The organism is Afifella pfennigii DSM 17143 (genome assembly GCF_000688515.1).
GTDB lineage: Bacteria > Pseudomonadota > Alphaproteobacteria > Rhizobiales > Afifellaceae > Afifella > Afifella pfennigii.
The window spans coordinates 44,806-67,659 of the sequence record NZ_JHZK01000014.1 but is presented as its reverse complement, the minus strand read 5'-3'; the positions used below and the strand labels follow the sequence as shown (position 1 = coordinate 67,659).

The window sequence follows — 22,854 nt, the reverse complement described above, 5'->3', positions numbered from 1 at the left end:
GATTGATCCACCTCAATCCGGCGTGGCGGAACTCTGCTATGGTATCTGCATGAAGCGCGTCGTCGGCCGCTCGCTGTTTTTTCTCGTCCTGGCAGCCAGCCTCCTTTGGGGCGGGCTCGCGCCCTGGCAGGCCGCGCATGAGCGCGCGATGGCCGGGGCGACGGTAGCTTGGGCGATGCCGGCGATGCAGATGCAGGCGGGGGGAATGGACACGGCGGAGATGGACACGGCGGAGATGGGCGCGAACATGGGCCTCGCCGCCGATCCTGCCTGCTGCGAGCCCGACGCGCCGGCCGCCTTCGCCGATTGCGCTCTATGCCTGGCGGTGCTGGCCTGGATGCCCGGCCCGCAACCGGCCGGTTTCGCCTTCCTTGGCGGGGCCGCCCATGCCCCGCCCGCCATCGCCGCCCTTGCCGGCATCGATCCGGAGGCTTCCCGCCCGCCGCCCAAACCGAGCACGCTTTCCTGATTGCGCGCGGAGCGCTGCCGCTCCGCTTGTCCAGATATCTTGAAAGGTGCTTTTGCCATGAAACGACGTCACTTCGGCCTCGGCCTTGCCGCCGCCGGCCTCTTTCTCACCGCCGGGCCCGCCCTTGCCGAGGAACCGGCTTCCATGACCGTCTACAAGGACCCTTATTGCGGCTGCTGCACGGCCTGGGCCGACATCGCCCGCGATGCCGGCTACGACGTCAAGGTCGTGGAGCGGCAGGACATGATGAGCGTCAAGGCGCAGCTCGGCGTGCCGGAGCCGCTCGCCTCCTGCCACACCGTCACCGTCGGCGGCTATGTGCTGGAAGGCCATGTGCCGTTGCCGATGGTCGCCCGGCTCCTGGAGGAAAAGCCCGCCGCGCTCGGCCTTGCCGTGCCCGGCATGCCCGTCGGCTCGGCCGGCATGGAGGTTCCGGGCGAGACGCCGGACAAGTACGAGGTCGTCCTCTTCGGCGCTTCCGGCGCCTCTCCCTATGCCAGCTATTGGGGCCTGGAACGCACCGACCGATAAGGCGAGGGGCGCCGTCCGCGCGGGCGGGCGGCGCTACCTTTCACAGCGCGATGTCGTAGGCCTCGAGCGCGGAAAAATCCGGCTCCACGCCGAGGCCCGGCCCCGCCGGCACCGCCATGCGTCCCGCCGAAAGGGCAGGGAAGGGCTGGGCCATCGCCTCGCGCAGCGCATTGTCGTTGGCATCGACCTCCAATAGCCCGTCCCCGCCTGCGGCCGCGAGAAGGTGGAGCGAGGCGGCAAGACCGATGCCGCCGCCGAGAAAATGCGGGCAATAGCGCCGTCCGGCCGCAAGCGCCGCCTTGGCCACTTCCAGGCAGCCGGAAAAGCCGCCCCATTTGGCGATGTCCGGCTGGATGACGGCGACCGCACCGCTGTCGATCATCGCCTGGAACGCATCCGCCCCGCGCAAATTCTCGCCCGCCGCCAAGGGCACCGGCGAGCGCGCGGCCAGCGCCCGCCAATCTTCTCGCGGCGCGTCGGCGCGCATCGGCTCTTCCAGCCAGTCGAGGTCTTCGTCGGCGAAAAGCTCCGCCATCCGCGCGGCCTCTCCCACCTCCCAGGCCTGGTTGGCGTCCACCATCAGCCGCGCCCCGTCGCCGAGCGCCTCGCGCAGGCGCCTCACATTGGCGAGGTCTTTGTCCTCGCCGAAGCCGACCTTCAGCTTGAAGGCGGTGTGGCCCTCGCCGGCGCGCCTCAGCGCCAGAAGCTCCGGCGCCTCCGGGTTGAGGCCGCTCGCATAGGCGCCGACGCTGGTTGCCGGCGCGCCGCCGAGGAAGCGGTGAAGCGGCTCGCCCGCCCGCCGCGCGGCAAGGTCCCAGAGGGCGATATCGATGCCGGCGATGGCCTGGGCGAGCGGCCCGTCCTCGCCGCTCTGCAGGGCGAGGACGCAAAGCGCCTTGGTCAGATGCCGGAAGCCTTGTGCCGGGAAGGCAAGCTCGCGGCCGATGAGGAGCGGCGCGCACACCTTGTTCACGAGCCGCGCCCGGTGCTCCGCCCCGACGGAGGGGAAGTTGCACCAGGCCTCGCCGAAGCCGCGCGCCCCGTCGGCCGAGCGCGCCTCGACGAGCACCGCCGGCCGGTCGGCCATGACGCCGAAGGAGGTGCGCACCGGCGCGGCGAGCGGGTAGCGGAAGACGCGCGCCGTCAGCGCCGTAAGCCGGAAGGGCTCGCTCATGTCGAGGCGGCCGCCTCGGGCGCGGTGCCTGCCGCCTCCGCGGCGGGCGCGCCGTAGGTGACGCGCAGCTCCTTCACCAGCAGCGAGACGAGATGCGCCTTGGCGTTGTCGGCGCGCATGACGACGCCGAGCTGGCGCATCACTGGCGGCGAGCCGAAGGGCACGGTGCGGATTTCCGCCGGAAAGCTCTGCCCGCCGGCGTTGCGCGGCACGACGGAGACGCCGAGCGCGGAGGCGACCAGCGCGGCGACGGCATCGAGCGTGTCGATCTCCATGCGCGAATTGACGTTGATCTTCATGCGGGCGAGCTCCTGCTCCACCTGCCGCGCCACCCGGGCGCGCCGGTTGAAGCGCACATAGGGCTCGCTCTCCAGGATCTCGCGGTCGCTTCGCCCCTTCACCGAGCGATGCGCGATGACCACCAGCGGCTCCTCCGCCACGGGAAAATAGGTGAGGTCCGGCTCGTCCATCTCCGGCGAGGTGACGATGGCGCAGTCGAGCAGCCGGTGGCGCACCTGCGCCTCCAGATCGTGCGTCAGGCCCGTGGCGAGGCGCATATGCATCTGCGGATAGGCGAGTTGCAGGCGCCTCAGCGCCGCCGGCACGGCGCCGGCGACGGTGGTGTGTACCGCGCCGATCTTCAGGATGCCGCGTGCCGGGTCGCGCGTCAGGCCCTCGCTGAGCGCCTCCCAATGCGCCAGCACCTCGCGCGCCCGGGCGACGAAGTCGCGGCCCTCCTCCGTCAGCGCCGGCGGGCGGGTATGGCGGTTGAAGAGCACGAGCCCGGTCTCCTCCTCCAGCGCCTTGATATGCAGGCTGACGGAGGAGACGGACAGGCTCAGCCGCTGCCCGGCTTCGGCGAAGCTGCCGCAATCGGCGACGGCGACGAGGGTGTAGAGCGATTTCACGTCCATGGGCGCTTCCGGCCTTTTCGCGGAGAAATATTAAACACAAAAATCCTTGCTTGAGAAAAACTAAATGATAGGCTGATCCCGTCCGGCGCGAAGACCGGGAGCGAAACGGGAGGCTTATGTGCGCGGAGCCGATGTGCTCGCCTCGGCGATAGCCGATTGCGGCGTTGGAACGGTTTTTTCCCTCTCCGGCAACCAGATCATGCCGCTCTACGATGCGCTGATTGAGCCAGGCATCCGCATCGTCCATACGCGCCACGAGGCGGCCGCGGTCTTCATGGCCGATGGCTTCGCGCAGGTTTCCGGCGGCATCGGCGTGGCGCTGGTGACGGCCGCGCCCGGCTTCGCCAATGCGCTCGGCGCGCTCTATTCGGCCAAGATGTCGGAAAGCCCGGTCGTCTTCCTCTCCGGCGATTCGCCTCTTGCCCAGGACGGCAGGGGCGCTTTCCAGGAATTCCCGCAGGTGCAGGCGGCGCGGCCTTTCGTGAAGGAGAGCCTGCGCGTCACCGGCGCCGCCGATCTCGGCCGCGCCTTCGCCGAGGCGGCGCATCTTGCCCGTTCCGGCCGGCCGGGACCGGTGCATCTGGCGCTTCCCTTCGATGTCCTCAATGCCGAGGCCGGCGACGGCGCCGCCTCCGCAACGCGCGCCGAAAGATCCTCGCCGGAATTCCCGGCCGAGGCGGTCAGGGAGGCGCTGGCCGTCCTCGCCGCCGCCGAGCGGCCGCTCATCCTCACCGGACCGAGCCTCAACGCCACGCGCGCACCGGGATTTGCCGAGCGGCTTGAAGGCGCGCTCGCCGTCCCGGTGCTTTCCATGGAGAGCCCGCGCGGCCTGCGCGATCCGGCGCTCGGCGCCGCCGCCGATATTCTCGGCGAGGCCGATGCGGTTCTCTATCTCGGCAAGGCGGTCGATTTCACCTCCGGCTTCGGCGCCCCTTTCAAGGATGCCAGCATTATCGTCGTCGACCCGGAGCCTGAGATGCTGGAGCGCGCGCGCCGCAATGGCGGCGAGGCCGTTGCGCTCGGCATTGTCGCGGAAGCGCCGGCCTTCGCCGAAGCGCTCATCGGCAAGGCCGGCGCGGTCCCGGCGCGAAAGGTCTGGCGCGCCAGGCTCGCCGAGGCGCTGGCCCACCGTGCGCGCCCGCATGCCAATGGCAGTCTGATGCCGGACGAGATCGTCACCTGTGTCGACGCCGCGCTGCGCGAGGCCGAGGAGGCCATTCTCGTCTGCGATGGCGGCGAGTTCGGTCAATGGGCACAGGCTTTCGCCGGCGCCGAGAGGCGTGTCATCAACGGGCCCTCCGGCGCCATCGGCGGCAGCCTGCCCTATGCCATCGGCGCCAAGATCGCCCGCCCGCAGGCGACCGTCATCGCCCTGATGGGAGACGGCACCGCCGGCTTCCATTTCGCCGAATTCGAGACGGCGGCGCGCGAGCGGGCCGGCATCCTCGCCGTCATCGGCAACGATGCGCGCTGGAACGCCGAATACCAGATCCAGCTTCGCGATTACGGACCTAATCGCACCGTCGGCTGTGAGCTCAGTCCCGATGCCCGCTACGACCTCTCCGCCGCCGCGCTCGGCTGCCACGGCGAGCATGTGAAGGAGCGCCAGGGGCTCGCCCCGGCGCTTTCACGCGCGCTCGGCTCCAGCCTGCCATCCTGCATCAACGTCGCCATGCAAGGGATTCCGGCGCCTGTCTTTTCCATGAAAGCGGGAGAGCGCCACTGATGCATGCTCCCGCCCCCAAAACCCTGGCCCCCAAAACCCTGGCCCCCAAGACCCTGGCCCCCAAGACCCTCAAAGTGCGCATCTGGCGCGGCCGCGAGGAGGGAAGCTTCTGCAGCTACGAGGTGCCGGCGCGCGACAACCAGACGGTGCTTGATGTCGTCACCGAGGTGCAGCGTCGCCACGAGCCGGCGCTCGCCTATCGCTTCGCCTGCCGTGTCGGCGTCTGCGGTTCCTGCGCCATGACCGTCAACGGCGTGCCGCGCTGGACCTGCCGCACCCATGTCGCCAAGGTCGCCGAGGCTGGCGCCATCACCATCGAGCCGTTGCGCAACATGCCGCGCATCAAGGATCTCGCCTGCGACATGCGCGGCTTCTTCGACAAATGGCAGAAGGCGGGTGGGCGTTTTTCCGGCACCGCGACCCGCGCCGAGCCGCCGGCGAAGGTCGATCCGGCGAACCCGCGCCGCCGCGCCGCCGACGCGGCCATCGAATGCATCAATTGCGCCGTCTGCTACAGCGCCTGCGATGTGGTGAGCTGGAACGAGGCCTATCTCGGCCCGGCCGCGCTCAACCGCGCCTGGACGGTGGTCAACGACGAGCGCCATGCGCTGCGCCGCACCACGCTCGATCTGGCGACGGGCGAGGGCGGCTGCGGCAACTGCCACACCCAGGGAAGCTGCATGCGTCATTGCCCCGTCGGCATCTCGCCGACGGAAAGCATCGCCGGCCTGAAGCGCATGTCGCTTTTGAGCTTCCTGGTTCGCGATAGGGACGCGGCCGAAGCGCCGGCCGGCGCGCGCGCCGAAGCCGAGGAGGCGCCGGCATGAGCGAGCGCACGCTTTTTGCCGCCCAGCGCCTCTCCGCCCTTCTGCTCGGGCCGCTGGTGCTCGTGCATCTGGCCTTGATCCTTTACGCCGTGCAGGACGGGCTGACGGCCTCCGAAATCCTTTCGCGCACGCGCGGCAGCGCCGGCTGGGCGTTCTTCTACGGCCTCTTCGTGCTCGCCGCCGCCGTGCATGCGCCGATAGGCCTGCGCAACGTGCTCGCCGAATGGACGCCGCTGCCGCCTCGCGCCGCCGGCATCCTCGCCGCGCTCTTCGCCGCGCTTCTGCTTGTCCTCGGCGCGCGGGCGGTTCTCGCCGTGGTGGTGCCGGCATGAGCGGGCATCGTCGCCATCAGGCCTATTGGGCCTTCATCGGCCACCGGCTGTCGGGTCTTGCGCTCGCCGCCTTCCTGCCGCTGCATTTCCTCGCCCTGGCTCTGGCGCTTCAGGGCGCGGCGGCGCTGGACGAGTTCCTGGCTCTCGCCGATATGTCGCTCTTCAAGCTCGCCGAATGGGGGCTTGTGGTGCTTCTGGCCGTGCATCTCTTCTTCGGCGCGCGCCTGCTCTTTCTGGAGCTGCATCCCTGGAAGCGCGCCGGCGACAGCCGCCTCGGCTGGATCGTGCCGAGCCTTCTGGCCGCCTTCCTCATCGGCGCCGTCTTCGCGGTGAGGGTGGTGTGATGCAGGTGGAGCGCTTGAAGACCGATATCCTTATCCTCGGCTCCGGCGGGGCGGGGCTGTTTGCGGCGCTGCACGCCAAGAAGGCCAATCCGGATCTTTCCGTCACCGTCGCCACCAAGGGTCTTCTGGGCAAATGCGGTTGCACCCGCATGGTCCAGGGCGGCTACAACGTGGCGCTGGCGCCTGGCGATTCCGTCGAGCGGCATTTCATGGACACCATCGTCGGCGGCAAATGGCTGCCGCGCCAGGATCTTGCCTGGCAGCTCTGCGTTACCTCGGTGGAACGCATTCGCGAGCTTGAGAACGAGCTCGGCTGCTTCTTCGATCGCAACCCGGACGGCACGCTGCACCAGAAGGCCTTTGCCGGCCAGAGCTTCGATCGCACCGTGCATAAGGGCGACCTCACCGGCATCGAGATCATCAACCGGCTGATGGAAAAGGTCTGGGCGCTCAATGTCGGCCGCCTGGAGGAGCACCGCGCCATCGAGCTCGTCCCGGCCGCCGACGGTTCCGGCATTGCCGGCGTGCTCCTCGTCGATATCCGCACCGGCGCTTATCGCCTGGTCCAGGCCAAGGCGGTGCTTCTCGGCACCGGCGCCGGGCCGACCATGTATCTCTACCACACGCCCTCGGGCGATAAATCCTGCGACGGGCTGGCTCTGGCGCTGCGCTACGGCCTGGCGCTGCGCGACATGGAGATGGTGCAGTTCCACCCCACAGGGCTTTTGGGCGGGCCGGATACGCGCATGACCGGAACCGTGCTGGAGGAGGGGCTGCGCGGCGCCGGCGGCTATCTTCTCAACGGCGAGGGCGAGCGTTTCATGGCCGCCTACGATGCGGCCGGCGAGCGCGCCACCCGCGATGTCGTCTCGCGCGCCATCTATGCGGAGATGCGCGCCGGGCGCACCACGCCGATGGGCGGCGTCTATATCGAGATGGCCCATCTCGGCCCGGAAAACGTGGCGAGGCGCTTTCCCGGCATGGTCAAGCGCTGCGCCGATTGCGGCTTCGACCTCGCCGGCGGGCGCGTCGAGGTGGTGCCGACGGCCCATTACATGATGGGCGGGGTGGAGTTTGAGATGGACGGCTCCACCGCCTCGCCGGGACTTTACGCGGCGGGAGAGGATTGCGGCGGCGTCCACGGCGCCAATCGCCTGGGTGGCAACGGCGTCGGCAATTCCACCGTCTATGGCGGCATCGCCGGCGATTCCATGGCCGCCTTCGTGGCGCGCCAGAGCGCCTTTCGCGATCCCGACGAGAGCGTCGTGGAGGCCGCAATCGCCCGCGCCGAGCGACCCTTCGCCCTGCCGCGCGGCGACCTCATGGGTCTGCGCGAGCTTCTCTGGCAGGATATGTGGGACGATGTCGGTATCCTGCGCACGGCCGAGGGCCTGCGGCGCGGGCGCCAGAAAATTGCCGGCCATCAGGCAAGCCTTGCCGCCACCGGTCTTGCCGATGGCGACCGCGCCTTCAACCTCACCTGGCACGACTGGCTCAATCTGGAGAGCCTTCTTTCCATCTCCGACGTCATCGCGCTCGCCGCCGAGGCGCGCCAGGATTCCAGAGGGGCGCATTTCCGCGAGGATTTCCCGGAGACGGGCGAGCTTGCCACGAGCGCCTATACGCGCATCCGCGCCGATGGCGAGGCGCTGGAGCTGGAGATGGTGCCGGTCGACTTCTCCATCGTGCGTCCGGGCCAGTCCTTGATCGAAGAAACTGCGGGCGCGCCGCCCGTGGCGGCCGAATGAGCGAGGAAGCGCGATGATCGACAATGCCACGATCGAGGAGGCGGCCTACGAGATCATGAAGAAGGCCGCCATCGACATTCCGGAGGACTATCTGGAGGGTATCCGCGGGATGGTCGACCTGGAGACGGGCGACCTTTCCGCCTTCGTCCTGAAGGCGATGCTGGACAATTACGAGACCGCGACGGAGGACCGCCGGCCGATGTGCGCCGATACCGGCCTGCCGCGCTACTGGGTGAAGGTGGGCGACGCGGCGCGCTTTTCCGGCGGCTTCACCGGCTTTGAGCGTGCTTTGCGCGCCGCCACTGCGCGCGCCACCCACGACGTGCCGCTGCGTCCCAATCGCGTCCATCCGCTCTGGCGCAACGAGCACAACAACAATGTCGGCATCAACGCGCCGGAGGTGGAATGGAGCTTTGAGCCCGACGTCGACTGGATCGACATCACCACCGTGCACAAGGGCGGCCTCTTCGGCACCGATTACCGCATGCTCTTTCCCGGCGACGGCATCGACGGCATCAAGCGCTTCTTCCTCGACACCTTGATCGCCTTCGGCAAGCGCGGCCTTGCCTGCCAGCCGGCCATCGTCGGTGTCGGCCTCGGCGGCTCCAAGGACACCTGCATGCAGCTCGGCAAGCAGGCCGCCTGCCTGCGCGCCGTCGGCGACCGCAACCCGGACCCCAAGATCGCCGAGCTGGAATTGGAGCTGAAGGAGCTCGGCAATTCCATCGGCATGGGCGCCATGGGCTTCGTCGGCTCCTCCATGGTGGTCGATTGTCATATCGAGGTCGGCTTCACCCATACCGGCGGCATGCCGATGAGCGTGCACACCTTCTGCCTTTCCTCGCGCCGGGCGACGGCGCGCATCGCCGCCGACGGGTCGATCGCCTATCGCAGCGACCCGCAATGGTTCACCCCCTACATGCGTCGGGAGACGATCGAATGGCCGAGCCAAAGGGCCTTAGACAAGTCCGCTTGAAGCTTCCCGCTTCGCCGCAGGATATCGCCGCGCTGCAGCTCGGCTCCGTCGTCTATCTGGACGGCGTCGTCTACACCGCGCGCGAGGGCGTCTACGAGCGCGTCCTGGTGCGCGGCGAGCCTTTGCCGGAGGGGCTTTGTGAGATCAGCAACGCCAATTTCCACTGCTCGCCCGCCGCCGCTCTGGAGCCGGACGGCAGCTATGCCATCGGCGGCGTCACGGCGACGGCGAGCTTCCGCTTCTCCAAGTACATGGCCGAATGGCTCGACCGCACCGGCACCAAGATCGTCATCGGCAAGGCGGGCATGCCGCGCGAGGATTATCAGAAGGTGCTTTCCCCGCGCGGCGCCGTCTATCTCACCACGGTCGGCTACGGCACCGGCGCGCTTCTCGGCCGCGGCGTCAAGCGGGTGCGCGAGGTCCATTGGCTGGAAGAGCTCGGCATCGCCCAGGCGATGTGGATGTTCGAGGTTGAGAATTTCGGCCCCTTCATCGTCGACAGCGACCTTGCCGGCAACTCGCTCTTCGCCCAGCAGGGCGACCTGGTGAACGAGCGCATCGCCCGGCTCTACGACGGGCTGAAACCGCCGGCGCTGCATCGCTACGGCGAGACGGACGACCGCAAGCGGGAGGTGATGTAGCCGCAAAGCCGCGGCTTGGAGAAGGGGGCGTTGCCGGCAAGATGCCCCCTTACAAAGGCGGACCGCCACGAAGGCGGCCGTGGGAAAAAGCGCTCCCTCGCGAGCGCGAACTGGGAGGAAGAAGATGAAAGCTTGGAAACGACTTCTCGCCTTGGGGGCGCTTGGCGCCCTGCTCACCGGGCCGGCTCTGGCCCAGTATCCGGAGCGCCCGGTCACGCTCGTCATCCCCTATGGCGCGGGCGGCGCCACCGACATTTCCGCGCGCGCCCTCGCCGGGCCGCTGGGCAAGCTGATGCCCAAGCCCCTGTTGACGGTGAACCGGACCGGCGCCGGTGGCGCGACGGGCTCCGTCTCCGTCGCCAACGCCGATCCCGACGGCTATACCATGCTGGCCGCGCGCGTCGGCTCGCATACCGTCAACCCGGCGATGAAGGCGACCTTGCCCTATACGCTGGACGATTTCGTCTTCGTCGGCGTCTACGAGATCAACCCGGTCGTCTGCGCCGTCGCCGAAAGCTCCGACATCCAGTCGATGGACGACCTCATCGCCAAGGCGAAGGCGGAGCCGGGGAGCGTCAGCTTCTCCTCCTCCGGCGTCGGCTCGCTCTTGCATCTGGCCGGGGCGATGGTGCTGAACTCCTTCGGCGTGGAAAACCCGCTGGAGACCGCCACGCATATCCCGCTGAAGGGCGGCGGCGAGGCGGCGACCGCGGTGCTCGCCGGCACGGCGACCTTCATCTGCACCAATTCCTCCGCCCTTGCGAGCTTCGTCGCCAACGAGCAGCTTCGCCCGCTCCTGGTCACGACGCCGGAGCCCCTGGAGGGTTTCGACGCGCCGACCGCCTCCTCGCTCGGCCATGAGGAGCTGGAGCAGCTCGTCGGCTGGACCGGCATTGCCGGGCCGAAGGGCCTGCCGGATGAGGTGTCGGCGACCTGGCGGGATTGGCTGAGCGAGGCGACCGCCGACGAGACCTTCGTCGACCAGATGACCAAGCGCGGCTCGGTCATCCGCCTGATGGACCCGCAGGAATCGCAGGATTTCATCAACGGCCAGTACGAGACCTTCCGCAAGCTTGTGGACGATCTCGACATGCGCATCGAAGGCTGAGGCTCAAGGCGCGCGGTCGGCCCGGCCGCGCGCCGCCATCTCCGCGACCTTCCGGGAGCTGTCATGCCAAGGCTGCATCGCAACATCTGGCTGGGCGCCGGCGTCATGCTCTTTGCCCTGGCGCTGGTCTTCGCCGCCATCCCCTTCGGCATCTCCACGCCGAAGAGCGTGCGCAGCCTGGTGCTGTCGCCGATACTCTGGCCGACCATCATCGGCTGGTGCCTGTTTCTCGGCGGCGCCCTGCTGGTCGCTCAGCAGCTCATCGGCCGCACGCGGCCGGAGGAGAGCGGCGAGGCCGGCGGCCCGCGTCCCGATGCCTGGCTGCGGCTCGGCGCGCTCGCCCTTTTGATGGCGGGCTATTACATCGCCATTCCGCTCTTTGGCATGGTCTGGGCCTCCGCTCTCGCCTTCCTGCTGCTGGCGCTTCTCATCCGCACCCGTTACCGGGTGACGAGCCTCATCGTCGCCTTCGGCCTGCCCCTCGTCACCTACGCCTTCTTCTATCACGTCGCCGGGGTACCGATCCCGCAGGGCGAGTTCGTGCGTCTGCCATGAGGTCGAAACCATGAGCTTGATGGACAGCCTGGCGCTCGGCTTTCAGCTTGTCTTCCATTGGCAGAGCCTGGCGGCGCTGTTCGGCGGCATCGTCGTCGGCGTCTTCGCCGGCGCCATTCCGGGCGTCTCGGCGACGATGGCCGTGGCGCTCACGCTTCCCTTCACCTTTTCCCTGCAGCCGATCTACGGCATCCTCCTGCTGCTGGGCGTCTACAAGGGGGGTATCTTCGGCGGCTCCATCCCGGCGATCCTCATCAAGACGCCCGGCACCCCGGCCTCCAGCGCCACCGTTCTCGACGGTTATCCGCTGGCCGAGCAGGGCAAGGCCGGCAAGGCGCTCGGCATGGCGCTCTACGCCTCCTGCACGGCCGACCTCATCTCCAATCTCGCCCTCATCCTTTTCGCCGGCTGGCTCGCCTCCTTCGCGCTCTCCTTCGGGCCGCCGGAATTCTTCACCCTCATCCTGTTCTCGCTGACCATCATCGCCGGCGTCTCCGGCGCGAGCCTGTTGAAGGGCCTGATCTCGGCCTGCCTGGGGCTGCTTCTGGCGACTATCGGGCTCGATCTCGTCTACGGCACGGAACGCTTCGTCTTCGGCGAGCCGGACCTGATGGGAGGCCTCAACTTCATCGCCGTCTTGATCGGCCTGTTCGCCTTGCCGGAGATCATCTCCTTCGTCTGGAACCCGAGCGATGGCCACGACAAGGTGCGCTCGCTCGGCCAGCACCACGCCACCTTTGAGGAATACAAGCGCTCCTTCAAATCGATCGTGCGCGGCTCGCTGATCGGCGTCTTCCTCGGTTCCATTCCCGGCATCGGCGCCGCGCCCTCGGCCTTCCTTTCCTACAGCGAGGCGCGGCGCAACTCGCCCCGCAAGGACAATTTCGGCAAGGGCGAGATTGAGGGCGTCGCCGCTTCGGAAGCCGGCAATAACGGCGTCGCCGGCGCCACGCTGATCCCGCTCCTGGCGCTCGGCGTACCCGGAGACGTCATCACCGCCATCATCATCGGCGCCTTCATGATCCACGGCCTGCAGCCCGGGCCGATGATGTTCATCGCCAATGTCGACATCATCTACGCGCTGTTCCTCGGCCTTCTGGTGAGCTCCGTGCTTCTCTTTTTCGTCGGCTCGGTCGCCATCCGCCTCTTCCGCTTCATCGCCGATATTCCGCGCTCGGTGTTGTTTCCGGGCGTGCTTGTCCTGTGCGTCTTCGGCGTCTATGCGGTGAACAACTCCATCTTCGATATCGTCGTCATGTTCGTGATGGGCTGGCTCGGCTATTTCATGCTGCGCGTGCGCATGCCCGCGGCGCCCTTCCTCATCGCCTTCATTCTCGGGCCGCTTCTGGAGGACAATTTCCGCCAGGCGATGCTGATGTCGGGCGGTAGCTTCGATATCCTCTTCCGTGGGCCGATCACCTGGTTCTTCTGGTCCGTCAGCGTCCTTTCCCTCGTCGCCCTGGTGCGCAACGAGATGCGCGAGCGGCGCTCGCGCCTGGCGCAAGAGGCGGCATGAGCGCCTGGCTGGGGCTCGGCCCCGCCGAAATGCTCGGGCTTCTTCTCGTCTATTTCATCGGGGGCCTGGTGAAGGGCGGCTCTGGCTTCGGCCTGCCCTTGGTGACGATCTCCATGTCGCCCTTCATCGTGCCGATCGATCTGGCGCTCGCCGTCAACGCCGTCGTCCTGCCCTTCGCCAACGTCTACCAATACGGCCGCTCGGGCCTGGCGAAGGCGACGCTGATGCGATTCTGGCCGATCCTCCTCGGCCTGCTTCTGGGCGTGCCCATCGGCGCGCTCTTCGTCAATGCCATCGAGCCGGCGGCGCTCACCATGGCGCTCGGCCTCTTCATTCTCGCCTTTGTCGGCTTGAGCGTCGTCAATCCGCGTATCGCCGTGCCTGGCGACTTGGAGAGGCCGGCCGGCGCCGCCACCGGCTTCATCGCCGGCATCGTCGGAGCCTTGACCACGGCCAACGGCCCGCTCTTCGTCATCTATCTCGTCGGCCGGGGCGTGGAGCGGCAGATGATGGTGGCCACGCTCGGCCTGTGCTTCCTCGTCTTCGGCGTCCTCGTCTCAGGCTCCTTCTGGGCCATCGGGCTTCTCGACGCGCAGCGCTTTCTCCTCGCTCTTCTTTGCGTCGCACCGGTGCTGGTCGGGGTCTGGGCCGGCGATGCCTGGGGCGCGAGGCTGCCCCAGGCGACCTTCCGCCGCTTCATCCTCGTGCTGTTGTTTCTCCTCGGCGCCAACATGCTCGCCCGCACCGCCTTCGCGATGTAGCGCCTTCAGTTCGATGGGCGGGTTTGCGCGCCGGCCGCCCGCTTTGCCCGGTCTCTTGCCCGATGCTCCGCATCGCGCCGCGAGCCCCTCCTTGCCGCTCGCCGCGGCGGCCGAGAAACAGTCCTTCTTCGACTTCATCTCAGAAGGCTCTGGGCGTTCTCCGTGATCCTGTTTCACACGGCCTGCGCGAGGGCGGCGCGGCGACGGCGCAGCCCCTGCGCGATGAGGCCGTAGCGTGGGCCGAAGAGGAAGGCCAGGACCAGGAAGAGGCCGGTCATCGTCGCCATCATCCCGCCGATGGAAACGTCCAGTAGCACCGCCGCGCCGTAGCCGGCGAAGCTGGAGAGGACGGCGATGAGGCTTGCGAAGAGAAGCATCAGCCACAGCCGGTCGGTGATAAGATAGGCCGCCGAGGGTGGGACGATGACGAAGGCGATGAATAAGATCGCCCCGACCGCGTCGAAGGCGGCGACGGCTGTGGCGCTGGTCAGCGCCAGAAGGGCGTAGAACAGGAGCCCTGGCATGAAGCCGAGCGCGGCGGCGAGCGCCCGGTCGAAGGTGGCGAGCTTCAGCTCCTTGAACAGGAGGGTGACGAAGACGAGGTTCAAAGCCGCCATGGCTCCCATGGAGAGCAGCGATTGCGGCACCTCGTAGCCGCCGAGACTGACGGTATCGAGCCAGACGAAACCGATTTCGCCCAGAAGCACCGTGTGCTGGTCGATATGCACGTCGCGCGCATAGACGTTGAGCAACAGCACGCCGATGGAAAACAGCACCGGGAAGACGAGGCCGATGGCGGCGTCGTTCTTTACCCGCCCGGTGGCGGCGAGAAGCTCGGTGAGGAAGACGGTAAGGAGCCCCGTCAGCGCCGCGCCGACGAGCTGCACCGGCCCGCTTTGCGCCCCCGTCAGCATCCACACGACGACGATGCCGAGGACGATGGAATGGCTGATGGCGTCCGACAGGAGCGAGGAGCCGCGCAGGACGAGGAAGGTGCCGACGAGCGAGGCGGCGATGCCCACCAGCGCGCCGGTTGCGATGATCATCGCCGGGATGCTGTCGAAGAAGGCGGCGAGCATCAGCTTTCGTCCTTTCCGAGCGCGGCGAGGCTCCGGCGCGCCTCGTGCCGGCCGTCCTCCGTCAGCTCCCAATGGATGCCTTCCTGGGGCATATGCGTGGTGCGGCGCACCAGGCCGCGGCCCTGAAGCCGATGCAGAACTTTGCCCGTGCCGAGGCCGTGATAGGCGTCCAGCATCGATTGCTCGGCCGGGTAGGCCGGATTGTCATGCGCGGCGGCGAGCTCGTACATGGTGGCGAGCACCTGCCGGCCACGCAGATGCCGTTCCGCCCGCCAGCGGCGCAGCCCGCTCCAGAGGAGCCCGCGTTCCGGCGCCAGAAAGATCGACACAAGAACGAGCGCGGAAGCGGCGAGCACCACCAGAGGCCCGGTGGCGAGCCCCGTGGCGAGGGCGCTGACAAGGGCGCCGGAAACGCCGGCGATGATGCCCATCAGGGCCGACAGGATCACCATCGCTTCCAGCGAGCGCACCCATTGCCGGGCCGCGGCCGCCGGCGCGATCACCATGGCGGCCATCAGAACGACGCCCACCATTTGCAGCCCCACGACGACGGCGAGCGCAATGAGCAGCGTCAGCGCCGTCTCCACCACCGTCACCGGCATGCCGAGCGAGCCGGCAAAGCCCGGATCGAAGGTGACGAGCTTGAACTCCTTCCAGAAGGCGAGGACGAGGCCAAGGCCGATGAGCGTGATCGTCCCCATGACGTAGATGTCGGAGCGCAGGATCGCCGCCGCCTGGCCGAACAGGAAGGTGTCGAGCCCGCCTTGCGCGGCGTTGCCGGTACCCTGGATGTAGGTCAACAGCACGATGCCGATGGCGAAGAACACCGACAGCGAGATGCCGAGCGCGGCGTCGGTCTTCAGCCGCGTGCGGCGGCTGAGGGCAAGCATGAACAGCGCCGCCAGGATGCCGGTGAGAAGGGCGCCCGCCAGGATGGCGGAGAGCTCGCGCGTGCCGGCGAAGATGAAGCCGAGGCAGATGCCCGGCAGCGCCGCGTGCGAGAGCGTATCGCCGAGAAGGCTCTGTTGGCGCAGGACCGCGAAGCAGCCGAGCACGCCGGAGATGACGCCGAGGATCGCCGCGCCGAGCGCCACGTTCTGGATCGTGTAGTCGGAGAGGAAGGCGAGAAGCCCGCTCATCGTGCTTCGGCCGCTTGAGGCGGCCCCGCATCCTCTTTCTGCGCGTCGAAGCCGGGGCCGGGGGCGGGGCCGGGGCCGGGGGCGGGAGCGGGCCTGGTGAAGTCGCCATGTTCCAGAAGCGCGATCTGGCCGCCATAGGTGGCGCGCAGATTGTCGGCCGTGTAGATGTCGTCCACCGGGCCTTGCGCGATGACGCGCACATTGAGCAGCACCAGCCAGTCGAAATAGCTCCTGACGGTCTGCAAGTCGTGATGCACCACGATCACCGTCTTTCCCGCATCGCGCAGCGCTCCGAGGATCTTGACGATGGCGCGCTCCGTGGTGGCGTCGACGCCGGCCATCGGCTCGTCGAGGAAGTACACGTCCGCCTCCTGCACCAGGGCGCGGGCGAGGAAGACGCGCTGCTGCTGCCCGCCGGAGAGCTGGCTGATCTGGCGGCGTGCGAAGTCCTGCATGCCGACCATCTTGAGCGCCTCGCTGGCCTTTTCCCGCTCGCGCCGGCCCGGTCGCTTGAACCATCCGATCTGGCCGTAGAGCCCCATCGTCACCACGTCGTGCACGGTGGTGGGGAAATCCCAATCGACGGTGGAGCGCTGCGGCACGTAGCCGACGCGCGCGCGCACCTGCCGGTAGGGCAGGCCATGCAAGGTGATGTGGCCGGAGGTCGGCTTGACGAGGCCGAGGATGGCCTTGATCAGCGTCGACTTGCCGGCGCCGTTCGGGCCGACGATGGCGCACATGACGCCCGGCGGCACGTTGAGGTCGATGTCGAAGAGCACCGGCTTGTCGTGATAGCTGACGGTGAGATCTTCCACATGGGCGGCAAGCCGAGGCTCGTGCAGCCTCGCGGCGGCCGGCCTCGCGGCGGCCGCATAGCCCTGCCGCCTGCGCCTACTGCTCGGCGACATCAACATTCCACTGCTCCGCCCAGGACTTAAGGGTTTGCGGCAACGGTGCCAGCTCGCCGCCGAGCGCCGTGACGATGGTGCGCGTGTTCTCAAACAGCATGCCGATATAGGTGCTGCCCGCCGTGCCAGGCTCTCCCATCGCGTCGGAATAGAGCTCACCGCCGATCGTCACCGCATGTCCCTTCTCCCGGGCCGCATCGATGATCGCCTGCACGGTGCGCGGGTTGATCGTGCTTTCCACGAAGATGGCCGGAACGTCCCGGTCGACGACGAGCTGCGCCACGTTGCGGATATCGGCGACGCTCGCTTCCGCCTCCGTGCTGATGCCCTGGATGCCGATCACCTCGATGCCGTAGGCGCGGCCGTAGTAGCCGAAGGCGTCATGCGCGGTGACGAGGATACGCTGCTCTTGCGGGATGCTGGCGACGCTCGCCTTGATCCAATCGTGCAGCCCGCCGAGCTGGGCGGCATAGGCCTCCGTGTTCTGTTGCATCTGCGCGCCGCAATCCGGCGCCACCTCCGCAAAGGCCTCTGCGATCGTCGGCGCCAGCATCGCCCATAGCCGCACATCCATCCAAAGATGCGGATCGATGCCGTAGACGCCCTGTGCGGCGATTAGCTCGGCGGGCGGGATGGAGGCGGGCGAGACGGCGAGCGTCGGCTTGCGGCTCTCGAACTTGGCCAGCACCTCGCCGAGCTGCCCCTCCAGCGAGTAGCCGGAATAGAGGATGATGTCGGCGCGATCGAAGGTCCGTACGTCGCCGGCGCTCGCCTGGTAGAGATGCGGGTCGATGCCCGGCCCCATCAGCGCGGTGACATCGAGGCACGTGCCGGCGACGTTCTGCCCGACATCCGCAATCATCCCGACCGTGGCGACGGCCTTCGGCCTCTCCTGCGCGACCGCGACGCCACATGCCAGGGTGGCCGCGAGGCCAAGCCCGGCGAGGCCACGGATCGCGCCAAAACGGTTTGCTCTCCACACCAATCTGGACCTTCCAATGAAAATTTTAGCCTCAGACAAATTATAAGCTGGCCGTTCGGCGTCAAGGGTATTTTTCTGAGGAAGGGTCGGCTGCGCCCTCGCGTAGCTTTGGCTAAGGATTGTGCGCGGATGGAAATTCGTTACATGGATGCCATGACCCGCCGCGAGGAGAGACATGCCATGGCCGGGACAAGTCTTCTCAATCCCGCTCGCCAGCGCGCCGCTTTCGAGCGGGTACGCAAGGCGCATCAATCGGAGGTGGCGGAGGACTATGTCGAGCTCATCGACGACCTCATCACTGCCAATGGCGAGGCGCGTGCCACCGATCTCGCTGAGCGCTTCGGCGTGACCCACGCCACGGTGAACCGGACCATCCAGCGCCTCATCCGCGACGGGCTGGTGACCTCGGAACCCTATCGCTCCGTCTTCCTGACCGAGCAGGGTCGTGCCATGGCCGCGCATTCGCGCAAGCGTCACGCTCTGGTGCGCGATTTCCTCCTGGCGATCGGTATCCATCGCGACACGGCCGAGCAGGACGCAGAGGGCATCGAGCACCACGTCAGCGAGGAGACGTTGACGGCTTTCAAGGCCTTTCTGGAGAAGGCCGGGCGAAAATAGGCCGCCGTCGGCGCGGCGGAGCAAGGCGTCGCGGGCGTTTGCGCTTGGCGTGACCTGCCGGGCGGGCCATATGACGGACGAGAAAGGCCCCTGGGTAGGCAATGGCAGAGGCGAGCGCAGAGGCTCGAACCGGCACCGGTCCTGCATTCCGCGTCGAGGGCCTGACCAAGGTCTACGGCATGGGCGAGGTCGCCGTGCATGCCCTGCGCGGCGTCGATCTGGAGATTCCGACCGGCGAACTCGTCTTCATTCTCGGCACCTCCGGCTCCGGCAAGTCGACGCTGGTCAACATTCTCGGTGGCCTGGACCGCGCTACCGAGGGGCGCGTCTTTTTTCGCGATCTTGAGCTGACGGCGGCCTCCGACCGGGCGCTCACCTTCTACCGCCGCGATTCCGTTGGCTTCATCTTCCAGATGTACAATCTCATGCCGAGCCTGACGGCGCGCGAGAACGTCGCCCTGGTGACGGAGATTGACCGCGACGCGATGCGCCCGGAGGAGGCGCTCGCCATCGTCGGCCTCGAAGATCGGTTGAACCACTTTCCTGCCCAGCTCTCCGGCGGCGAGCAGCAGCGTGTCGCCATCGCCCGCGCCATCGCCAAGCAACCGGAAGTGCTGTTGTGCGACGAGCCGACCGGCGCGCTCGATTCCAAGACCGGCATCCGCGTCCTGGAAGCCATCAACAAGGTCAATGTCGAGCTTTCCACTACGGTTGTCGTCATCTCGCACAATGCCGACATGGCGGCGATCGGCGACCGCACGTTGTTCATGAGCGACGGGCGCATCGTCAACGAGACCCGCAATGCGCGCCGCCAGGCGCCATCGAGCCTGGCCTGGTAAGCGGCGGCCATGCTCGGCGCGCGCGATATGAAGTTCCTTCGCGATCTCTGGCGCCTGAAGACGCAATACGCGGCGATCGCTATGGTGCTGGCCTGCGGCGTCGCCATGACGGTGATGGCCTTTTCCGCCCTCAACGCTCTCTCCGAGGCGCGCGAGGCCTATTACGCCGAGACGCGATTTGCCGATGTCTTCGTCAATTTGCGCCGGGCGCCGATGCGTGCCGCCCGCCCGCTCGCCGCCATCGACGGCGTGGCCACGGTGGATGTCCGCATCGAAGAGGCGGGTCTTGTCGACATACCCGGCCGCGCCCGCCCGGCGACCGGCAGGCTGGTTTCCCTGACCGATGGCGACAGCCTCAACCGGGTGCTTCTGACGGAGGGACGCCGGCCCGATCCGGACCGCCCGACCGAGGCCATCGCGCTGGAAAGCTTCCTTGAGGCCAACGACATGCGCCTCGGCACGACGCTGAACGTCCTGGTGCGCGGCCGGCTTCTGCCGCTGAGGATCGTCGGCGCCGGCCGCTCGCCGGAATACGTGCTCGCCGCCGAGCCGGGCAGCCTCGTACCCGATCCTTCCGCCTATGCCGTCTTTTGGGTCGATGAGAAGGCGCTCGCCGCCGCCAGCGACCTTGAGGACAGCTTCAACAGCGCCGCCCTGACGCTGACGGCGGCCGCCGATCCGCCCGCCGTCCAGGCCGCCGTGAAGCGAGAGCTGGCGCCCTATGGCGTCACCGACGCTATTCTGCGCGCAGACCAGCCCTCGCACGCCTATCTGGAAGCGGAATTCGAGCAGCTCTTCACCATCGGTCTCGTCCTGCCGCCGATCTTCCTGCTCGTCGCCGGCTTTCTGGTGCAGAGCGTCCTCGCCCGCCAGTTTGAGACCGAGCGCACGCAGATCGGCCTGATGAAAGCCTTCGGTTTCACCAATGCGGAGGTAGGCGCGCATTATGCCCGCCATGCGGCGGCGACAGGCACACTCGGCCTTGTCAGCGGCGTTTTCTTCGGCCTCTGGCTGGCGAGTGCCATCATGGGCCTTTACGCTGAGTTCTACCGCCTGCCGGACGTCGCCTTTGCCCTTTCCTGGCCGGCGATCGGCGGCGCCACCCTGGCCGTCGCCATCGCCGTCGCCATCGGCGTCTGGCGGCCTCTGGCGCGGGTTGTCGCCATCCCTCCGGCCGTGGCCATGTCGCCGCCGGCGCCGGCCGTCTATCGCCGCGGCCTTCTTGACCGGCTCGGCCTTGCCACGGTCCTCGACGCGCTCTCCCAGATCGTCCTGCGCACCCTGGAGCGCTGGCCGGCCCGCGCCGCCATGACGGCTTTCGGCCTTGCCCTCGCGCTCGCCTCGCTGGTGGCCACCGTCTTCTTCTTCGATTCCATTGACCGCATGGTCGCCCGGGCCTTCTTCGAGGCCAATCGCTGGCAGATGAGCGTGACGCTGGCCGAGCCGCAACCGCTGCGCGCCCTGGCGCCCATCACCGCCCTGCCGGGCGTCATCGCCGCCGAAGGCACCCGCACCGTCGCCGCGGAGATATCCGCCGGCGCCAAATCCAAGCGCATCGGCCTCATCGGCCTGCCGCAGGAGGCCGTCCTCACCGTGCCGCTGGACCCTTCCGGCGAGCCGATGGGCTTGCCGGCCAATGGCGTCATCATTTCCACGGGGCTGGCGAAACGGCTGGGCGTTGAACCGGGCGAGCGCGTGCGCCTTTCCGTCCTGGAGCGCTCCAGGCCGCAGGTGACGCTGCGGGTCGGCGCCCTCAGCGAGGAACTCACCGGCCTGACCGCCTTCATCGGTCTTGAGGAACTCAGCCGGTTGATGGGCGAGCCGCCGCTGGTCTCCACGCTCAATCTTCTCGTCGCCGAAGATCGGCGCGATGGCCTTTATGCGCTGTTGAAGCGCACGCCGCTCGTGGTCGGCGTGGAGGATCGGGACCAAGCCGTCACCGCCTTCACCGAGGAACTCGCCGAAGGCATCTTCGTCACCATGTTCTTCTATGTCGGCTTTGCTGCGGCCATTGCCTTCGGCGTCGCCTACAACACCGCCCGCATAGCCCTGTCGGAGCGGAGCAGGGATCTCGCCAGCCTGCGCGTCCTCGGCTTCACCACCGGCGAGACCGCCTATGTGCTGCTTGCCGAGCTGGGGCTTTTGACGCTGGCGGCACTCCCGGTGGGCGCGATTCTGGGCTATTGGGGCGCGGCCTATTTCTCGTCCGCTTTCTCCACCGAGTTCTATTCTGTGCCGCTCGTCGTTTCCTCCCAGACCTATGGTATCTCCGTCGCCGTCGTGGTGGTCACGGTGGCGCTGTCGGCGCTTGTCGTCGCCTGGCGCATTCGCCGGCTCGATCTCGTCGGCGTCTTGAAGACGCGGGAGTGATGATGCGCAAGAGCTGGATCAAATGGCTGCTGGCGCTGCTTGTCCTTGTCGGCCTTGCCGCGTGGCTCGCCTGGGCCATTGCCCCCCGGCCGGTGGCCGTGGAACTGACGACGATCGCGCGCGGCACGGTCAAGGTGGAGGTCGTCGACGAGGGCAAGGCGCGCTACCGCGACGTCTACGCCATGACCGCCCCTGCGCGCGGGCATCTGCAGCGCATCGAGCTGGAGGTCGGTGATAAGGTGGAGGCGGGCGAGACGGTCGTTGCCCGCATCGTGCCGGTAACGCCGGAGCTTCTGGACATCCGCAGCCGTCAGGAGCAGGAGGCGAAGGTGCGCGCCGCCGAGGCGGCGGTGGCGGCGGCCGAAGCGGAAGAGGAGCGCGCCCGCGCCCTGGCGGAGAACGCCAAGCGGGATTTCGATCGCCAGGAGCGGCTCGCCCTGCGCGGCGCCGCGTCGGAGAGTGCGTTCGATATCGCCCAGCGCGAAATGCGCGCAACCGAGGCGGCGCTGGCGGCCGCGATTGCCGCCGTCTCTGTGCGCGAGGCGGAGCTGACGGCGAGCCGCACGTTGCTTGACGAGGTTTACGAGCCGGCCGCCAATGGCAGCGCCACCGACGATCCGCCCCCGGCCGTGCTAGCCCTGCGTGCGCCCGTCTCCGGCGTGGTCCTGAGAATCCCGGAAAAGAGCAGCCGCCCGGTGGCCCCCGGCGATGCCATCCTCGACATCGGCGATCCGAACCGCCTGGAGGTAGTCGCCGATTTCCTGTCGCAGGATGCCGTGCGCATCGCCCCCGGATATGCCGCGTCCATCATCGACTGGGGCATGCCGGATCCGCTCCCGGGTAGCGTGCGCCTGGTGGAGCCTGTCGCCGAGACCGAAGTCTCGGCCCTCGGCATCGAGGAGCAGCGCGCCAACGTTCTCATCGATCCGGCGGGCGAGCTGGCGGCCTGGAAGCGCCTCGGCCACGGCTATGAAGTGCGCGCGCGCATCACCGTCGACGAGCGTCAGGATGTGCTCGTCGTGCCGGTCGGCGCTCTCTTCCGGCGCGATACCGGCTGGGCCGTCTACCGTGTCGAGGACGGCACGGCGCATCTCGCCGACGTCACGCTCGGCGCCCTCGGGGCGGACGTCGCGGAGATACGGGGCGGTCTTGCCGAAGGCGACCTGGTCGTTCTCTTCCCCTCCAACGAGGTCGATGAGGGCGTCGAGGTGGTTGAGGCAAGGGACGCGGACGAATGAGCGAGCGAGGCGCTTTGCCGCAGCCGCGCCGTTTCAACTCCCTTGCCGCCGGCATGGGA

The 22,854-nt window shown here is 68.0% G+C and carries 23 protein-coding genes; 17 read left to right on the top strand and 6 right to left on the bottom strand.

Going from position 1 to position 22,854, the window contains the following annotated elements:
• Positions 1–49: 49 nt before the first annotated feature.
• Together Q331_RS0111380 and Q331_RS0111375 are read left to right on the top strand one after the other, a co-directional pair.
• Entirely contained in the window at positions 50–469 is a 420-nt protein-coding gene (locus Q331_RS0111380) for a hypothetical protein (protein ID WP_034491911.1), read from the top strand.
• 57 nt (positions 470–526) lie between these two features.
• A complete protein-coding gene (locus Q331_RS0111375; RefSeq protein WP_026380784.1) occupies positions 527–1,000 on the top strand; it encodes a DUF411 domain-containing protein in 474 nt (157 codons plus the stop codon).
• Between the two features lie 40 nt (positions 1,001–1,040).
• Here Q331_RS0111375 and Q331_RS0111370 read toward each other — a convergent pair whose 3' ends face one another.
• Together Q331_RS0111370 and Q331_RS21245 are read right to left on the bottom strand one after the other, a co-directional pair.
• On the bottom strand, positions 1,041–2,174 hold the full coding sequence (locus tag Q331_RS0111370) for a mandelate racemase/muconate lactonizing enzyme family protein (protein WP_026380783.1): 1,134 nt from the start codon (positions 2,172–2,174) through the stop codon (positions 1,041–1,043).
• Entirely contained in the window at positions 2,171–3,088 is a 918-nt protein-coding gene (locus Q331_RS21245) for a LysR substrate-binding domain-containing protein (protein WP_051631063.1), read from the bottom strand. The genes Q331_RS0111370 and Q331_RS21245 overlap by 4 nt, the downstream gene beginning before the upstream one ends.
• Before the next feature lie 118 nt (positions 3,089–3,206).
• Here Q331_RS21245 and Q331_RS0111360 point away from each other — a divergent pair, with 118 nt between their 5' ends.
• The 11 genes from Q331_RS0111360 to Q331_RS0111310 all read left to right on the top strand — a co-directional run bounded on the left by Q331_RS0111360 (position 3,207) and on the right by Q331_RS0111310 (position 13,622).
• Complete coding sequence (locus Q331_RS0111360) at positions 3,207–4,814, top strand: thiamine pyrophosphate-binding protein (protein WP_026380782.1); 1,608 nt, start codon at positions 3,207–3,209, stop codon at positions 4,812–4,814.
• Entirely contained in the window at positions 4,814–5,641 is an 828-nt protein-coding gene (locus tag Q331_RS21240; RefSeq protein WP_051631062.1) for a succinate dehydrogenase/fumarate reductase iron-sulfur subunit, read from the top strand. The genes Q331_RS0111360 and Q331_RS21240 overlap by 1 nt, the downstream gene beginning before the upstream one ends.
• Positions 5,638–5,973, top strand: coding sequence for a succinate dehydrogenase (locus Q331_RS0111350; RefSeq protein WP_026380781.1), 336 nt, complete (start codon positions 5,638–5,640; stop codon positions 5,971–5,973). The genes Q331_RS21240 and Q331_RS0111350 overlap by 4 nt, the downstream gene beginning before the upstream one ends.
• A complete protein-coding gene (sdhC, locus tag Q331_RS0111345; protein ID WP_026380780.1) occupies positions 5,970–6,317 on the top strand; it encodes a succinate dehydrogenase, cytochrome b556 subunit in 348 nt (115 codons plus the stop codon). The genes Q331_RS0111350 and sdhC overlap by 4 nt, the downstream gene beginning before the upstream one ends.
• Positions 6,317–8,065: an L-aspartate oxidase gene (locus tag Q331_RS0111340; protein ID WP_026380779.1), complete on the top strand. Its 1,749-nt coding sequence runs from the start codon at positions 6,317–6,319 to the stop codon at positions 8,063–8,065. The genes sdhC and Q331_RS0111340 overlap by 1 nt, the downstream gene beginning before the upstream one ends.
• Before the next feature lie 13 nt (positions 8,066–8,078).
• Positions 8,079–9,041 carry a fumarate hydratase gene (locus tag Q331_RS0111335; protein WP_026380778.1) on the top strand — a complete coding sequence of 321 codons (963 nt, stop codon included), beginning with the start codon at positions 8,079–8,081 and terminating at the stop codon, positions 9,039–9,041.
• On the top strand, positions 9,005–9,682 hold the full coding sequence (locus tag Q331_RS0111330; RefSeq protein ID WP_026380777.1) for a fumarate hydratase C-terminal domain-containing protein: 678 nt from the start codon (positions 9,005–9,007) through the stop codon (positions 9,680–9,682). The genes Q331_RS0111335 and Q331_RS0111330 overlap by 37 nt, the downstream gene beginning before the upstream one ends.
• Positions 9,683–9,806: 124 nt before the next feature.
• Complete coding sequence (locus Q331_RS0111325; RefSeq protein ID WP_026380776.1) at positions 9,807–10,790, top strand: tripartite tricarboxylate transporter substrate binding protein; 984 nt, start codon at positions 9,807–9,809, stop codon at positions 10,788–10,790.
• Positions 10,791–10,853: 63 nt separating this feature from the next.
• Positions 10,854–11,345 (top strand): tripartite tricarboxylate transporter TctB family protein, encoded by a 492-nt coding sequence (locus Q331_RS0111320; protein WP_026380775.1) that lies wholly within the window; start codon positions 10,854–10,856, stop codon positions 11,343–11,345.
• Between the two features lie 10 nt (positions 11,346–11,355).
• Positions 11,356–12,861, top strand: a complete 1,506-nt coding sequence (locus Q331_RS0111315; protein WP_034491909.1) for a tripartite tricarboxylate transporter permease — start codon at positions 11,356–11,358, stop codon at positions 12,859–12,861.
• A complete protein-coding gene (locus Q331_RS0111310) occupies positions 12,858–13,622 on the top strand; it encodes a sulfite exporter TauE/SafE family protein (RefSeq protein ID WP_026380773.1) in 765 nt (254 codons plus the stop codon). Before Q331_RS0111315 ends, Q331_RS0111310 begins: the two co-directional genes overlap by 4 nt.
• A gap of 173 nt (positions 13,623–13,795) precedes the next feature.
• On the opposite strand, the gene Q331_RS0111305 is transcribed toward Q331_RS0111310, so the two are convergent.
• From Q331_RS0111305 to Q331_RS0111290, 4 genes are read right to left on the bottom strand one after another with little or no spacing between them, the layout of a single operon-like run.
• On the bottom strand, positions 13,796–14,701 hold the full coding sequence (locus Q331_RS0111305; RefSeq protein WP_026380772.1) for a metal ABC transporter permease: 906 nt from the start codon (positions 14,699–14,701) through the stop codon (positions 13,796–13,798).
• Positions 14,701–15,840 (bottom strand): metal ABC transporter permease, encoded by a 1,140-nt coding sequence (locus tag Q331_RS0111300; RefSeq protein ID WP_026380771.1) that lies wholly within the window; start codon positions 15,838–15,840, stop codon positions 14,701–14,703. Before Q331_RS0111300 ends, Q331_RS0111305 begins: the two co-directional genes overlap by 1 nt.
• Positions 15,837–16,748, bottom strand: a complete 912-nt coding sequence (locus tag Q331_RS21235; protein WP_084175004.1) for a metal ABC transporter ATP-binding protein — start codon at positions 16,746–16,748, stop codon at positions 15,837–15,839. Before Q331_RS21235 ends, Q331_RS0111300 begins: the two co-directional genes overlap by 4 nt.
• Positions 16,732–17,730: a metal ABC transporter solute-binding protein, Zn/Mn family gene (locus Q331_RS0111290; RefSeq protein WP_245615617.1), complete on the bottom strand. Its 999-nt coding sequence runs from the start codon at positions 17,728–17,730 to the stop codon at positions 16,732–16,734. The genes Q331_RS21235 and Q331_RS0111290 overlap by 17 nt, the downstream gene beginning before the upstream one ends.
• Before the next feature lie 129 nt (positions 17,731–17,859).
• On the opposite strand from Q331_RS0111290, the gene mntR reads away from it, so the two are divergent.
• The 4 genes from mntR (at position 17,860) to Q331_RS0111270 (ending at position 22,795) form a co-directional block, all read left to right on the top strand.
• On the top strand, positions 17,860–18,348 hold the full coding sequence (gene mntR, locus Q331_RS0111285; protein ID WP_245615616.1) for a manganese-binding transcriptional regulator MntR: 489 nt from the start codon (positions 17,860–17,862) through the stop codon (positions 18,346–18,348).
• A gap of 101 nt (positions 18,349–18,449) precedes the next feature.
• Positions 18,450–19,187: an ABC transporter ATP-binding protein gene (locus Q331_RS0111280; RefSeq protein WP_026380768.1), complete on the top strand. Its 738-nt coding sequence runs from the start codon at positions 18,450–18,452 to the stop codon at positions 19,185–19,187.
• Between the two features lie 27 nt (positions 19,188–19,214).
• Positions 19,215–21,557 (top strand): ABC transporter permease, encoded by a 2,343-nt coding sequence (locus Q331_RS0111275; protein WP_169738494.1) that lies wholly within the window; start codon positions 19,215–19,217, stop codon positions 21,555–21,557.
• 2 nt (positions 21,558–21,559) lie between these two features.
• The gene (locus Q331_RS0111270) at positions 21,560–22,795 is read left to right on the top strand and encodes an efflux RND transporter periplasmic adaptor subunit (protein ID WP_026380766.1); all 1,236 of its coding nucleotides are present in this window, start codon (positions 21,560–21,562) and stop codon (positions 22,793–22,795) included.
• Positions 22,796–22,854 lie beyond the last annotated feature (59 nt).

Coding starts and splice junctions, on each gene's coding strand:
- Q331_RS21235 (WP_084175004.1), bottom strand. CDS start 16,748: ATGTCGCCGAGCAGTAGGCGCAGGCGGCAGGGCTATGCGGCCGCCGCG.
- Q331_RS0111305 (WP_026380772.1), bottom strand. CDS start 14,701: ATGCTCGCCGCCTTCTTCGACAGCATCCCGGCGATGATCATCGCAACC.
- Q331_RS0111310 (WP_026380773.1), top strand. CDS start 12,858: ATGAGCGCCTGGCTGGGGCTCGGCCCCGCCGAAATGCTCGGGCTTCTT.
- Q331_RS0111340 (WP_026380779.1), top strand. CDS start 6,317: ATGCAGGTGGAGCGCTTGAAGACCGATATCCTTATCCTCGGCTCCGGC.
- Q331_RS0111335 (WP_026380778.1), top strand. CDS start 8,079: ATGATCGACAATGCCACGATCGAGGAGGCGGCCTACGAGATCATGAAG.
- Q331_RS0111325 (WP_026380776.1), top strand. CDS start 9,807: ATGAAAGCTTGGAAACGACTTCTCGCCTTGGGGGCGCTTGGCGCCCTG.
- Q331_RS0111380 (WP_034491911.1), top strand. CDS start 50: ATGAAGCGCGTCGTCGGCCGCTCGCTGTTTTTTCTCGTCCTGGCAGCC.
- Q331_RS0111330 (WP_026380777.1), top strand. CDS start 9,005: ATGGCCGAGCCAAAGGGCCTTAGACAAGTCCGCTTGAAGCTTCCCGCT.
- Q331_RS0111370 (WP_026380783.1), bottom strand. CDS start 2,174: ATGAGCGAGCCCTTCCGGCTTACGGCGCTGACGGCGCGCGTCTTCCGC.
- mntR (WP_245615616.1), top strand. CDS start 17,860: ATGGAAATTCGTTACATGGATGCCATGACCCGCCGCGAGGAGAGACAT.
- Q331_RS0111280 (WP_026380768.1), top strand. CDS start 18,450: ATGGCAGAGGCGAGCGCAGAGGCTCGAACCGGCACCGGTCCTGCATTC.
- Q331_RS0111350 (WP_026380781.1), top strand. CDS start 5,638: ATGAGCGAGCGCACGCTTTTTGCCGCCCAGCGCCTCTCCGCCCTTCTG.
- Q331_RS0111320 (WP_026380775.1), top strand. CDS start 10,854: ATGCCAAGGCTGCATCGCAACATCTGGCTGGGCGCCGGCGTCATGCTC.
- Q331_RS0111375 (WP_026380784.1), top strand. CDS start 527: ATGAAACGACGTCACTTCGGCCTCGGCCTTGCCGCCGCCGGCCTCTTT.
- Q331_RS0111300 (WP_026380771.1), bottom strand. CDS start 15,840: ATGAGCGGGCTTCTCGCCTTCCTCTCCGACTACACGATCCAGAACGTG.
- Q331_RS0111270 (WP_026380766.1), top strand. CDS start 21,560: ATGCGCAAGAGCTGGATCAAATGGCTGCTGGCGCTGCTTGTCCTTGTC.
- Q331_RS21245 (WP_051631063.1), bottom strand. CDS start 3,088: ATGGACGTGAAATCGCTCTACACCCTCGTCGCCGTCGCCGATTGCGGC.
- Q331_RS21240 (WP_051631062.1), top strand. CDS start 4,814: ATGCATGCTCCCGCCCCCAAAACCCTGGCCCCCAAAACCCTGGCCCCC.
- Q331_RS0111275 (WP_169738494.1), top strand. CDS start 19,215: ATGAAGTTCCTTCGCGATCTCTGGCGCCTGAAGACGCAATACGCGGCG.
- sdhC (WP_026380780.1), top strand. CDS start 5,970: ATGAGCGGGCATCGTCGCCATCAGGCCTATTGGGCCTTCATCGGCCAC.
- Q331_RS0111315 (WP_034491909.1), top strand. CDS start 11,356: ATGAGCTTGATGGACAGCCTGGCGCTCGGCTTTCAGCTTGTCTTCCAT.